The organism is Paraflavitalea speifideaquila (assembly GCF_032395985.1).
GTDB lineage: Bacteria > Bacteroidota > Bacteroidia > Chitinophagales > Chitinophagaceae > Paraflavitalea > Paraflavitalea speifideaquila.
The window spans coordinates 3,287,595-3,301,419 of sequence record NZ_CP135920.1; the positions used below are offsets into that span (position 1 = coordinate 3,287,595).

12 protein-coding genes are annotated in these 13,825 nt (G+C 47.4%); all 12 read right to left on the reverse strand.

The genetic code is table 11. From position 1 onward, the window contains the following. Window positions 1-1,356: 1,356 nt before the first annotated feature. A complete protein-coding gene (locus RS881_RS22500; RefSeq protein WP_315823138.1) occupies window positions 1,357-4,284 on the reverse strand; it encodes an RHS repeat-associated core domain-containing protein in 2,928 nt (975 codons plus the stop codon). Continuing rightward, the gene (locus RS881_RS22505; protein WP_315823139.1) at window positions 4,281-5,585 is read right to left on the reverse strand and encodes a hypothetical protein; all 1,305 of its coding nucleotides are present in this window, start codon (window positions 5,583-5,585) and stop codon (window positions 4,281-4,283) included. Before RS881_RS22505 ends, RS881_RS22500 begins: the two co-directional genes overlap by 4 nt. A 598-nt stretch (window positions 5,586-6,183) precedes the next feature. Next, window positions 6,184-6,594: a hypothetical protein gene (locus RS881_RS22510; RefSeq protein WP_315823140.1), complete on the reverse strand. Its 411-nt coding sequence runs from the start codon at window positions 6,592-6,594 to the stop codon at window positions 6,184-6,186. A gap of 44 nt (window positions 6,595-6,638) precedes the next feature. Continuing rightward, window positions 6,639-6,884 carry a hypothetical protein gene (locus RS881_RS22515; RefSeq protein ID WP_315823141.1) on the reverse strand — a complete coding sequence of 82 codons (246 nt, stop codon included), beginning with the start codon at window positions 6,882-6,884 and terminating at the stop codon, window positions 6,639-6,641. A gap of 73 nt (window positions 6,885-6,957) precedes the next feature. After that, complete coding sequence (locus RS881_RS22520; protein WP_315823142.1) at window positions 6,958-7,353, reverse strand: hypothetical protein; 396 nt, start codon at window positions 7,351-7,353, stop codon at window positions 6,958-6,960. After that, complete coding sequence (locus RS881_RS22525; RefSeq protein ID WP_315823143.1) at window positions 7,350-9,632, reverse strand: hypothetical protein; 2,283 nt, start codon at window positions 9,630-9,632, stop codon at window positions 7,350-7,352. Before RS881_RS22525 ends, RS881_RS22520 begins: the two co-directional genes overlap by 4 nt. A gap of 113 nt (window positions 9,633-9,745) precedes the next feature. Then, window positions 9,746-9,994: a hypothetical protein gene (locus RS881_RS22530; protein WP_315823144.1), complete on the reverse strand. Its 249-nt coding sequence runs from the start codon at window positions 9,992-9,994 to the stop codon at window positions 9,746-9,748. 56 nt (window positions 9,995-10,050) lie between these two features. Further along, on the reverse strand, window positions 10,051-10,896 hold the full coding sequence (locus RS881_RS22535; protein ID WP_315823145.1) for a hypothetical protein: 846 nt from the start codon (window positions 10,894-10,896) through the stop codon (window positions 10,051-10,053). Between the two features lie 9 nt (window positions 10,897-10,905). Further along, window positions 10,906-11,214, reverse strand: coding sequence for a hypothetical protein (locus RS881_RS22540; RefSeq protein ID WP_315823146.1), 309 nt, complete (start codon window positions 11,212-11,214; stop codon window positions 10,906-10,908). 79 nt (window positions 11,215-11,293) lie between these two features. Further along, complete coding sequence (locus RS881_RS22545) at window positions 11,294-11,815, reverse strand: hypothetical protein (RefSeq protein WP_315823147.1); 522 nt, start codon at window positions 11,813-11,815, stop codon at window positions 11,294-11,296. Next, window positions 11,812-12,864: a hypothetical protein gene (locus RS881_RS22550; protein WP_315823148.1), complete on the reverse strand. Its 1,053-nt coding sequence runs from the start codon at window positions 12,862-12,864 to the stop codon at window positions 11,812-11,814. Before RS881_RS22550 ends, RS881_RS22545 begins: the two co-directional genes overlap by 4 nt. Then, complete coding sequence (locus RS881_RS22555; RefSeq protein ID WP_315823149.1) at window positions 12,840-13,697, reverse strand: hypothetical protein; 858 nt, start codon at window positions 13,695-13,697, stop codon at window positions 12,840-12,842. Before RS881_RS22555 ends, RS881_RS22550 begins: the two co-directional genes overlap by 25 nt. Window positions 13,698-13,825 lie beyond the last annotated feature (128 nt).

Genomic DNA, 13,825 nt, shown 5'->3' on the forward strand with positions numbered 1-13,825 from the left:
TTAATTTAATAGTGTCATCGTTATGCTTTTTGTTTACTCCAATAAAAAGGCTATCGTTTAATATCTCAACATTATAAGGTATAAGATAAATGCTTATAGTGGAATCATTGATTATTCGCCACTTCTTATAGTTGATTACATCTGAACTAAGATTTGGGTCTACAAATTTGGAATTTCGAAGAAGCAACTCTTCCATAGTTCCATCTGCTTTAATATTGTAAAAGAACAAGGAAGAGTCATTTTTAATTTTCCCATGCTGAAGTACTCTCCATATTGTTTTTTTGTCATTTACGATTTTTGTTTCAATCCTGCTTTGACAAGAAATAATGGAAATAAATATTGCGATTATAGACACGCTAACGTGTTTTTGATGGGCACAAGTACGCTCACGCGCCGAGCTACGCTGCCTACTTGCGCCAGAGGGGGCTGTGCAGGGCATAGCGTTGTATGCTATGTACCTTGATAAAAATTACATAGCATACAACGTCGCCGCCCTGCACAGAAAAACCACACACCAAAGCCATTGTACCGAATTGCTGAAAACCTTATCCACATTGAGTTACAGCCAATGTGGCAGAGTGGAAAACTTTTTATTGAACGAAATTTAGGGGATAAAAAATATTTTCTTGCTGCAAACCGCCGAGCCGACCGAAGGGAGGCGAAGGCAAAAAAAAGCCGTTCACATTTTTGCAAACGGCTAATTGATTTTTGGTTTATACTTATTTCGTGGCTTCGGTTAGTGGAATTAAAATTTTATAATAACCGCCAAATTCTCCTTCTTGCCCTAAATATAAAACCAAATCGTTTTTGTTCTGCCAAACATGATTGCATAATTGCTATTACTCTCATAGGCTTTTAAGTTAATATTAATGCCTGTACTGTCAGTGAATTTTTTAACGTAAGGATATAATTTTCCTCGTTCGATATTTGGTATGGCTTTATTTTCTTCTAACAGTTGTCCATTTTTTAAATCAATAAATACATTTCGATATTCAACTTTGGAAAGACCTGAAAATTTTGTAAAAAATTCAATGTTTAATAGGCTGTCAGAACTATATAGTACGTTGTAATCACCAATAATTTCTTTTTCTTATCTGCATATTCAGCAGGAAAATATGATGCACAGTTTCCTACATAGCGGCTCATTTCGTTTACATCCTCTAATGTTTTATTAAATTCATTTATCCTATCTGCGCTGCCTTTTAATTTGATTATTGGATAGTATGATATAATTCTGCATTTATCTTCATCAGTTAGAAACTTATTTTCTCTTTTAAGTAAAGAATTGTTTTTGCAGGAAAATGTTATAAGTAACAGCAGTAAAAAAATAGTAGCTTCATAATAAAAATTGTTTATTTACTTGTTCGGTACTGATAGCGATAATCCTGATGGAGCTGTGTTATTTTTGTAGTTAGCTGGCTTTGTTAATATTTGCTTGTCTTTTACTAAAGTTGCAGAACTCGACCCATCAAAGGATAATATTTGATCCCATCCTTCATTAACTAATTTATCTCTTAAACGGTCTAAAGTCATACCCTCTGTACCATTTTCTTGAGATGCAATCAGCCAAATATTTTGCTTTGAGTTATACGCTAAGATAGTCTTCCCTACCTCATCGTCATTTTGATTCGGATAAGCACTATTACTTTTTTGTAACAGATATTTAGTGTTTTCTGGAGCAACAGCACCTCTTGTATTCTTAGCAATTTCAGCAGGTGTACCCGGCTTCCAAATATTGTCTTCTCCGTATTTCAAGCCATTTACATACAATGGAACTCCACCTCCAAAGGATACTTTACTATCCAACGGAGCATCTCCCATTCCCGCAGTTACTGCACCATTGTTACCTATTGAGAAGAAAAACGTAGATGGCGAACTCCTCCCTTCAACAGTCTTACCACCGGCATTATTTAACCCTTGGCTTCTATAATTGTCTTGAGGTTTTGTAGCAGTATAATAATCAGGGTTTGTACCTGGTTTAGGTTCATACATCTGCAAATTGACTGAATATTCTGTTCTACCTGTGGCATCTTTGCCCATCATTTCGGTAGTTAACGTATTTGTTGATTTTCTTATAACAAAATCAAACGTTACATTCTTTAACAATACAAAGCGAACATTTTTAAAATAAATACTTTTTAGTTCTTCCAATCCATCTAAATCTATTGCTTGTATTGGTGTGTTTCCTGCAAATTGGTATGGTGTGTACCAAGGATATGATTTAGTCAATGGGTCAACACTAAGGAAGCGACCAAGTGCAGGGCTGTAAATTCTAAACCCATAATCGTATGTAGTTGTTGAAGATGTTTCTTTGTCAAGTTCCTTTCCGTTAAAGCCATACCTGTACAACCCTTCTTTCTGTTCACCCGCTGGTGGCGGGTCGCACACGGTTACTTTGCGGGTGGAGAAGGTATCCAGGCGGGTAATGCTGAAGTTGTCGATATAATAGGAGGTGGTAAGGCCATCATAGCTAGCAGGCGGCGTAGTGGCAAACCGCTGAAAATCGACCCGGATACTATCGGTACCTGCAGGCATATCCATGTTCAGCAGGTAATTGCCATTCCCCACATAAAACAACCCCTGGTACAGGGTATTACCCCATACACCATTGACCCGGTTAAAAACATTCAGGAACAGTCGCTTGTTGGCAGAATCCTGGGCCGAACTAAACCGCAGGATGTAATGGTACCCACCCGCCAATGCCCTGGTGGTCCTTATGCGGCTGCTGATCATATCGGTAGAGCTGACCCTGATGCGCCGGTCGCTGCTGCCATCCACGGTCATATTATCCACCCCACTGGTAAACGGTATCCACAACTGGCCGTTGTCATTGACATTCACCCCGGATTTCACTGCCGAATTAAAATCGGTACTGTAGGAAGTGGTTTGCTCTACCGCGGTATATTTTTTGAACACGAAATTGTCTACCACGAAATAAGTCCCGGCAGTCGTTACATTGGAGGTGACACGCAACCTAAAATAAGTGACCGGCGTGGCAGGCGTGGTCACCAGAATGGTATGATGCCCCAGGCCGGTTTTACGGGTGGTAGCCCGGTAAACATCATTGCCCGAACTGTTGGCCTGACAGGTGAATTGAGTAATAGAGGCTGATTTGTCGGTAATATCAAACTCCATCACATAGGTTGTATTGGGCTCTAACAGGGCTATGGGCACGTAAGCAACTACTCCGTCGCTGCCACCTCCGGCATTGGTCAGTTTAATGGCCTGGTTCTCCAGTGTGAGGGTCTCATTACCCGTTTGCCTTGCCCAGCGTACGCCGTTGTGCAATACTTCCTGTCCATTTTGTACCGCCCCACTGTTCAGGTCGCTGGTGACTTTCACTTCCACGGCATCCTGTATCTCCTCATGACAGCCGGCTACTGCCACACCCCTGCCAGGCATTTGCATGCCAAAGGGGTAATAGTCGGTAGCGGTGAGGATATCCGCTTCATAATAATCGCGGTTGGTACTGTCGCTGCTATGTTGCAAGGCCCTGTCAGTAAGGGTAGTCAGCACATTGCCCAGGTGATTGGTCATTTCAAAGATCTTCTCGCCCCTGGTAAAGGTGCTCAGCAGGGCAGGGGCGTACCCGCTTTGCAGGTTGATGCTGGTGGGCGCCGCTGTTAAGGCGGTGGTCATACCCAGCCGGCTACTGCCGTATAAATGTACTTCAATTTGTTTTAAATTGGTAGTGGCTGGCTTTTCATAAATGCTCATCACATTACCTGATGCATCGCGCACATACACAGTGGTTTTGTTATTGGCAGTTTTTGTAATACGATTGCCGGTAGCGTCATACCCATAAGTAATGAGGTTGCTGCCTTTTTCGATGCTGCTGATCTTGCCATATACATTCCAGTTGATCCTGGTAATGCCGGCACTGTCATCAGCTATCAAATTACCAATGGCATCATAGCGGTAATTGCCCTGGCTTTGCTTATCCAGGTCCTCTGCATAACGGCTGTAGGGCACACTGTCCACTACATACTCAAGCCGGTTGGTGGCTGCATAGTATTTATAGGACAGTGAATCCATGACAGTGGGCTTGCCTGTTGAAGGTGTACCATTGCGTAAATAACCCAGGATATTGCCATTGGGATCATACGACACGGTCTCCTTATAGTCGTTGATGGAAACCGGCACCCAGGCATTGGCGCCGGGGTCAAGGCCTTTATAGGCCTGGAGACTTACAATGCGGTTGAGCTGGTCGTAGCGGTATTGATAGAACAGCGGCTCGGCATTGGTAGTACCGGCATTGCCTTTGGCAAGTCCGGTATTATTCATACTGATAGCGCCAATATTGCCATTGTACAGGGATACAAAACCCGAAGCGGTGGCGGGCCTTGCAAAGGAGAAGTGCCATAAATGGGCTTGTAATCGATCCAGGTATTGGTATTATCTGTTCCATCAAAATAATGCAATGCAAAACCCAGTACATCACGGGCCACAACGGCATTGCTGCCGCCAGGCAGGCCATCGCGGCCTATATCGTAACCGGTATTGCTGATATTGGTGGTATTGATCCCCTTCAGCCAGCCTTGCAGGGTATAGGCATAATCAATGCCCTGTACCCTTTGCTGGCCCAGTTCGGTACGGGCCAGGGGGCCGTGTTTATAATACTGGTAGGTGGCATCCCTTTGCCACAGCACCCGGTCGCGGCTGGTTTCTACCTTCGTTAACTTATTCTCTGCGTCGTATTCATACCGGTGATAGAAGGCATCTTCTTCTCCGGGTTGATAGCTCACCAAATTGACTTTACCGCTGATAAGGTCGTAGTTATAAGCTATTTTCTTGAAACGCTGCTGAATGGATGTCATTTCGGGGATACCTGCCAGGTCCTGTAACAGGGTATCCACATTGCCATGTACATCGTAGGTATAGAAACTGGCCGCATAATGTAAGGGGTCGGTAGCCAGTTTTTGAACAGCAGTATAGCTTACCCGGTTGCGGAGGTTGCGTTGGTACAGGTAGGTGTTGGTGCCAAACACATAGGGCTGGTCGTACACCGTGAATGTTATCTGCTCGCGGGTACTACCGCTGGTCAATATCCAGTTTTTGAGGGCCGTGGTATCCTGGCTGATGGTTTGGCTCATGTCTGTTGTATGGGGCTTTTGGCCTACTTCAGTAATACGGCCAAGCGGGTCGTACAGGGTATAACTGTATTTGCCATCGAGGCCCTGCTGCGCATTGCGGCTAACAGCCAGGCGGCCCAGGCGGTCGTACCAGAAGCGGCTGGTACCGCCATCCGGCGAGTTTTGTTCTGTGACCTGGTTAAGGCTATTGTACCGGTAGTCGGTAACCAACACGTGATCGGGCACGCGCACCAACTCATTGGAACGGTCACTCTTTACAAGGTCCAGGAATGCCTTGGTAAAATTGGGCCGGGCGCCTTTGGGAGGTACGGTCTTTACCAGGTTGCCGCCTATGTCGTAATAGTATAGGGTATAATGGTATTCTTTGGTCGCATACCGCACGGTAAATTCTTCGAGGTCTTTGGCCGCCAGGCATTTGGCGCGATAGGATGCTTCAAAGCCGGCCAGCAGGGTTTGTACCCGGTGCGCATAGATCTGTTGGGCCGATGCCACGGCCATATTGTAGCCTCCTGGCAGGGCGGTTTGGGCAGGAAGATGCCGCTGGTATCATTGAGGGGTTTAGTATCGGCGCAGATCACTGTGCGGTAATTATTGGTATTGCCGGCGGGAGTGGCCAGGTTGCAGGTGGAATCGGCTGCAGCCCGCGCATAGTCCAGCCAGGTATATTGAAACCCGGTGCGGTAGTTGAGGAAACGGGCGTATAGCATGTTGTAGCCGGTCTGCTGCTCTGTAAGGTTGTCATCGATCACAGGGGCCGAATTGATGGGAAGTGCAAAGGTATCTTTAAACGCCAGGGTCAGCCCACTCAGGTCGGCACAGGTGAGGCAACGGGGCTGCGCTACATAATTGCATTTCATGAAATCGGGCCATGGCTGGGGCGCAGGGAGGGGTATATGATAGTTGGGCACCTGCTCACAGACTGAAACAGGGCATTGGAAAGGGCATTCCTGCGGTTCTGTTTCTTCAGGTACACAATCTTCCATATTCGAATCCCATCGATATCCATAAGGGCAATCGTAGGAAACCCCATTCTGAAGGCACATCTCCAATACATTACTCCAGTGATATCCCCATCCACATTGGGTCACCATCAGCTGCATCGTGGAGTCCACGGCTTTTTGGTTTTGGCGGCCAACGCAATGCCGCATGGGTCGGTGGCATCGCAGGGAGCATAGATGGTTTCGTATTCGGTGCGGCATACCTGTTGTATACCCAGTTGGCTGCAATTGACAAAGGCGTTAAAAAGCGCCTGGGTGATGGTGTCCTTATAAGTGAGCCTGAAATACTGGTTGAGTGAATTGTAATTGGTGGGGGTATAGCCCAGTGCCGCTGCCTCATTTTTCAATTGGGTAAAGCGTTTGCAATGGCAGGTATCCAATACGGTGATCAGCTCGGGGGTGAATTTGGGCCCCCTGCCATAGGGCTTGGGGAAATCGATCATATAAGGATTGCAGACGGTGCTCTTATTGATGCCGTATTGCTGGAATACTTGATTGATCACTGCTTCAAAGTTGCGGGCACTGCCATCGTTGGGTGTTCCGGGCTCTACTTCAGAAGATCCATACGGGTTGTAGGTATCACTGCCTTTTTACATACCTCGGCCATCTGGGTAGTGATGGCAGTCAGTATCTGCTCTTTATTGGCATGGTCATTCAATTGCGGACATTGCAGCAATGCCTGGCGCCAGTTATTGATATAGCTTTCGCAACGGCTGGCATAGGTTTGCGTTACCGGTGCATTGCCCTGGTTGGCCGGTACATTGGGCGGCCCGCCGGGGTAGTGGGCCACCAACTCCAGTCGCCACTGCTATTGGATTGCTGCACCAGTTGCGCTTCGGTGGGGAAGTGAAGCTGGTACCCATCGGTCACGATCTGTCCGGCATTGGCCAGGGAACAGTAGTATTGATATGGTCGTTGATCTGCCGATCCCTTTCGTTGGCATACAGGTTGCGGAATACCGTCCATACCTGGTCCTTCTCAGCAGTGGTAAGGTTGTTATAAGGGAAAGGTAAAGTGGCTGCCGGTTGTTTGGGAGCTGAATTAAAACAATATTGTCGTTGATCTACGTTTCCATAGCCCTTACAGCGTACATCCGCAAAGGCTATCTGCCACATACTAAGGGTTACCCCATCCTGGCTTTTATAGTTATTGGTTACCATGGTTTCCAGGGCGTTTTTATAACCGGGCGCCAGGATATAGAATGGATCGCTGGCAGGCAGGGAAGAGGCCGAACCGGCATACTGGATATAACCATTGCTCAACGCATCAGCCCAGGTGCTGGTGCTGAGCAGGAATGGCCAAAATTATAGCTGGGCTGTAGGTTCGCTTCGGCAAATAGTAGTTTACCGTATTCCGGGTGGCGGGGCAATAAGGCTTCGGCCCATGAATATTGAAAGGCCGATACAAAGTCTTCACGTGTAATGGTTGTCTTCACATCATTAACGGGGTCAGGCTGGCCCAGTGAATTGTAATACAAAGCCTGGGGCTGGTTGCCTGCCAGGGGATTGCGGAAGAAGGGCTGCTGTGGATAGGAAGCGGAAGAAAAAATATTGTATTGCTGGAAGGTCGTATTGTTAACTGCTTGCTGTGGATCCTGTGCATACTGTCCGCCATAAGGCATCATATCAGCCAGCATCAACTGCCGTTTGGTGGGCAGGTTTTGAGATGTTTGGCAGGTGGTACAGGGTTCGGGTGTTACCGGTGTGTTGCACCCGGTGATGGTTTCCATCACGGTTTGCAGGGAGTCGATCAGCTGTTGCTCGGTTTTACACAATCCCTTTTGCAGCCAGGCCTGTTTTTGAATAGCCAGGGAGGCTTCATTGATGGTAAGGGTTTTGCGTACGGTCCAGGAGCCCGCGTCGAGTGTAATGGTATCTGTGATGGTGTTATTGGCCACCAGGGTGCCATTGGCATCTTTAAAGCCCTGTACACCAGTATTGCAATTGTCATCGGCCTGCAGGTTCACATTGCTGTAGCGCCGTATAATGGGCGATTGATCGCCGGACTCTTCGGTGAAGGATATTTCCAGGTCATATTGGCAATCGTAGCAAACTGCCTGTCCTTCGCAGGAAGTAAGGGACAATTTATCGGGATCGAGTTTATAAGTAAAGGTATGTTTTGTACGGGCCGGCACCAGGAGGGTATTGATGGCCTCAATACTGTTGTTCTTTACCACATTGGTACTGCTGCTGAGCAGGCTCCTGGTGATAGAGTCACCCAACTGGTTGGGATAATGAGTGGCATTGAGGGGCAGGGGAACCAGGTTGGCCGGGGATGCTCCCGCCAGGGCGGTAGCAATGGTGCGGCCATGCATATCGGTATAGCTTACACTCATTTGGCCATTGGCATCCTTTACCATATTCTTAAAGTAGTGGGTATAATTGCCGGCTTCGGTACCAAACAATCCATCCAGCTCTTCCTGGGCGGCTGTGCCATAATAGTATTTGGTTTCATGGCCTTTGCCCATTTGGAAGGGGGCGCCCACGCCGCTCTGGCCCTGTATACGGCCAGTGGCATCGGGAGTATAGCGGGTTACCGTATAAGGGTAGCCTTCGGCATCAGGTATGTTTTTATGAATACCTGTGGTTTTTTCCGTGTTGGCCGGACTGTAGTACAACGCAGCGCCACTGCCTGACTGCAGGCGAGGCGTTTGGTTGGTGAGGGTATTTTCCGGACGCAGGTCAAAGAATTCAGCAGGATCGGTGCCGGCTGCCTGGGGACTGTTCAAACCAAGGACAGACAGGGAATCAAACAGGTTCAGGTTGGCGGTATATCCCAGTTTTGTGCTCAAGCCTGGCACAGGAAGCACCTGGATGGCTGGCCGGCCTTCTCCATCGTAAAAGGTTTCAGCGCTAATGGTATTGTTGGTTACATTGTCCTTGGTCACCGTTTGGCGACCACGCAATGAGCCATCAAAGTACTGGATCACGGCTTTGCGTTTTCCTTCTTCTGCAAAACTGGTAGTGGCCTGCCAGTTGAGGTTGCTGTGGTGCCCGGTAAATGTCGGGTTCAGGGCTGCCGACCAGGGGCCGTCACCGCGGCTGCCATTCTTCCTGATGTGCACGGTCCTGATGCGGCAATACAGTCTGCCATTATCACCATACAACAGCGGAATACGATAGGTGCTGACATTATAGGGGAGGTCTATACGGGTAGCATTGTTTTTAAATAATTTATCAATACTCAGGCTTCCATTTACGTGATAATAAGACTCCATCTCATTTTCCAGCCAGGTCCACTCTAACTGGGTATGGGTATATCCCGCATTAGTGGGCCACTGCCAGTTCAGATCCAGTTCATCATCAGTAGCTACCGGTTGGGAAGAAGTAAAGGCTATGGGCTGTATATTATTGGCCAGGTCATAATAACGGGTTACCCGCATTTCATTTTCCAACAACAGCAGGTCGGCCAGGTTAATGCTGCCAACAGTTCCCGAAGGTGGTGCTGTAACGGTGATCTTAACGTATTTGGCTCCTTTAAAATGAAAATAGTTTTGCGGATTGTACTTTGATCGTTGTTCCCTGCTATAGGTAACAGTCAATGGCTGTTCCTGGATGGTTTGAAGACTGGAAGGGTTGTCGCCATACTCTATCCTGATCTTTACTGTGGCAGTAAAGTTTCCCCTGATAAATAAGTTTGTTTCTTCTTTTACCTTCAGGCTGATAATATTCCAGATGGCCGCACCCGTTTCAGTGCCCTGGGAAAAGCGGTGACTGCCGTGGCATTCAGGACCAGGGAGACGCCGGTAAGCTGTTGCAATTGAATATTGTCTTCTATACCGTCATCCTGCTGCCTGGCAAGGGCAGGCAGTGAGATACTTACAACGGTCAACAACAGGAGCAGGGTTTTGACAGTCTTCCTGACTATAATATCCTTTATTAAAAGCAGTTGTTCAGATCGCATGATGGTCGGTATAGTGTTAAAAAGTTCTTTCCTTGGGTAAATGGATACTGGATTGATCATTCATGAATGGACAGTACAAAATGTTTATAGGCTTCCACGGGCTGATAAATTCCCTGGCTGTCGGGCCGCACCCTATCGGACATGGTTATGGGTATCTTCCTGCCCGTATCATGACTGATGGCCTTATAGATAAAACTGTTCTTTTGTTCCCTGATCAGGTAATATTCCTTGTCTCCCAGGTTCAGCAGGTTGCCCGCCAGGCTGGTATTTTGCCGGAGGGAAGAATAGTCTTCTGCCGGTAGGGGTACCAGTGTACGTTTGAGTGCGATCATGGCCAATGGCTGATGGGTGCCGGCCTCAAACTGTAATTCCATGGACTCGCGGGGTAGGGTAGTACCATATAACAACCGCTTATCGGTAATATGATATACCTCCTTGCTGTTATCAACAGATAAGCGTTGCAGGGTATATCGGGCGGCTATTTGAGTAGCCGAGGAGTCCTGCCAACTCAGCCCTCCGGGCATTTTCATTTGTGACAAGGCGGCCTGACCATCCTTGTACAGCATCATGCGTTCCAGCTTATTGCTCACCACCAAGGCCATGGAATCGGTAATTAACTGTTCGGCTTCGCCCATCCGTACATAGGCAGCGTGGGAGAGGAGGTAGAAACTGCCTGTTGTACTGGCTGTATCGTCCTCACCGGTCATGAAATTGGTAGTGTTCTTCATTTCCATTTCTATATACAGGGGCAACTGCCGGTAGGCGGTACCGGCCTGGATCAACTGCCTGATCAGCGTCAGGGTATCAGTAGCCTGGGCGCGTGCTGCCGGGCATAAGCCTATGAGCAATGCGGCTACCAGCAAGCGGCGGAGGAAGTGATATGGGGATTGTGGGTTTATCATGGGATTCAGTTATTGAAGGGTGGTCACATTTTTTTGTTTATAGCTTCTCGTTTCCTGGATGGTCTTGATGCCTTCATTGGTTTCGGCCTTGGTGCGGATCAATCCTCCTTCGGCATCGTATTCATAGAAAGTGGCGTAGTTATTACCGTCCAGCTCAGCTGCCAGCCGCAGGGTTACCGGATCATATACATAGCTTTTCATATTAGCATTGTAGGGGTGAACGCGGATGTCATCATAATAAGCCATGGCTCCTGTATTATTGATCATTTGGAGGGTCATCGAGGTAGCATTGGCAGGAACGGTAAATGCGCCTTCCACCCGTTGCCAACCGTCGATGATGGGGCCGGTGGGGAGAGTGTTACGTCGGTAGCATTACCTGCATCATCAAATTGTAGTTTCACCGAATTATCGGTATACGTGCTCTTATTGCAGGGCACGCCGTTGGCAGGATCGCCACAAGCCTCTTTAACCCAGGCGCTGAACAGCATTTTTTACCGGCGGGCAGGCCAAAGGTGGGATTCAGCATAGAATCGGTTCCTGCGATCGGCGTTGTATAATTGCAGCCCAGTACTGGTGTCAACGATTTGTAACTGGTAGTGCCGGTATTGGAGCTATAACCGAATCTGGCAATAAGCTGGTGAAATCCCGTAACATTGTCGTACGGCTTCCGGAGTTCAATGCTACATAGGGTTTCAATGACATAGGTATCGCAGGTGAGGAAGGCGGAAAAGTTTTGCGGAGAATTGGTGCTATTGGTACTAAAAGCAGCAACAATACTATTGGTAATACTATTGGTGCTAAATACCTCTACTCCACCACCCTCATCCGCATCGGCCGCTTTTCTGATGGTAACCGCAATTGTGCCCCTGTTGAAAATATCAGGACTGGCCAGTTCGGCAATGCTCTGATCTGCGGTCAAAGTAAAATTATAGGTATTGGGGTAGTGATCTCTGTATACTGCCGGGTCTTGTATACAACATAGTATTCCAGGATACTGCCGCTGACTTGTCCGGTTACATTATGTGATCCGAAATTCAGATTCATGCCAAGGTTAGAGGCTGTAAAGGTGGGCGCGAATGCAGGAGCACTGGTGGGTAAAGAAAACTCTTTGAAATAGTTTCCTCCTGAAAAACTCAATGCCTTTACCACGTTTCCGCCAAACCGCAGGTTTGCGGTATCTATCATGCTATTGCTGACCGGGATTGACTTCACAGCAGTGCTGTTGGCATTAATACCCAGCACATTTGATCCTGAATGGGCATTGAATGCGGCCTGGCTGGTATTGACGATCTGGGTATTGGCAATACCAGTGAAGTCAATATGCCGTTTAGTACAAGGGTTGCCGATAGCGCCGTTCAACGATTCCGAATAGCCATAGTCCTCAAACCCTTCGAAGGCCAATTCGTTGTACCGGCTGTTGTTGGCAATCGCTACCGGCAGGGTTTTATCGTAGCCATACTGAGCGCCCGTAAAGATATTCATGGCATCTTTGGTTTCCAGCTCCATGCCTTTGGCATTGATGCGGGTTACCTGGCTATTCCAAACCCATTGGGTATTGCCGCCATCAGGTACCAGGTTATTACTGCCATCAAAATCCCAGTACAACTTAAAATTGTCCAGTAAGCCATTGTTGGGCAAATTGGTGGCTGCGCCCAGGGGCGCCCCTGTTCTGCTACCATAAAAGACCAGGCTTCTATAAGGCCTGTAATTACCAATAAGTCCTTTATGGTAGGGATTGATATGTCTTTCCAGGAAACCATTGCAGTCGGTTATTTCTGTGCTGTCGCAGGTATAGGGGTCATATTGAATACTGACTGTCCGGATAATATCATTGTCTGTTTGCCACTTTTCACGGAATTCCACAGCAGTAGCATTGATTGCCTTGCTCATGTTATTGACCATAAGCTTTCCGGTGGATGAATTGACCGGATTGTTCAGGAGGGCTACACCTGCAACGGTTGTAGCCAAGTGGTTTCGTTTTCCACTGCGTACAATGCGGAAGGTGACATTAGACCGGTTATATATTTTTCCCTCCTTGTCGATAAAAACATAGTCAGGATTAAGGTTGGACAAGGATTGGCTGTTCTTTTTCCTGTCAAATGCCCATACTTTTTAATGGTATCCGGCGATATGGGGCGTCCTGCACAATCACCGGGAGGGCTACCCGGATTGATGATGAATAATTCATCGCCACTTTCCAGTGAACTAAGTGGCACATTGCCACTCGTGATCTTACCATCGGCAAAATTTACCTGGCTATATACGGCATCAATATTCTTATAAGCAGGCCCCATGCCGCTATAAGCCCACCAGGCAGGATAGTTGACACTGTATACTGGCTTGTCGTATTCATTATTGGTGCGGCTTACGATCAATGATCCTGTTTCGGCATCATATACGAGGTTTTTGGTAGATACCTGGCTGCCTTTGTCGAACACGACCACACTGTCGAGGATCGCATGGTAGCTGATGACCTTGGTAGTGGTGACAGCGCGGTAAGTATTTTCGCTATTGCCAAAAACCGGCCAGATAAACGGTAGCCAGATGGGGAATACCACTGGATAGAGGTCCAGTTGGGCCTGTATTTCGCGGCTGGAGCTTTTAATAGAGAACTCACGGGTATCTGTCATCAGTTCTATGTCGATGCCCATATTGCCCGGCTTTACGAGGCCACCTTCGCTGTTCCAGGCAAAATCAAACTTTTCATTCAATCCTTTGTAGCCGGTATTGCGGTAAAAGTTTTCTGAATAATTGATCCGGGTGGTCGAATCATTTTCAGCATAGGACGATTGGGACTTCATTTTGCCATGCATGTCATTGGTAGCTACGATAAAGCCCTGCGAGAGCGCCCGGCTGTCGAAGGCATACTTATAGAAAAAGGCATTGAATGCAGTGGAATGCGATTGTTTGTCCGATGAAGGGTCTAAGG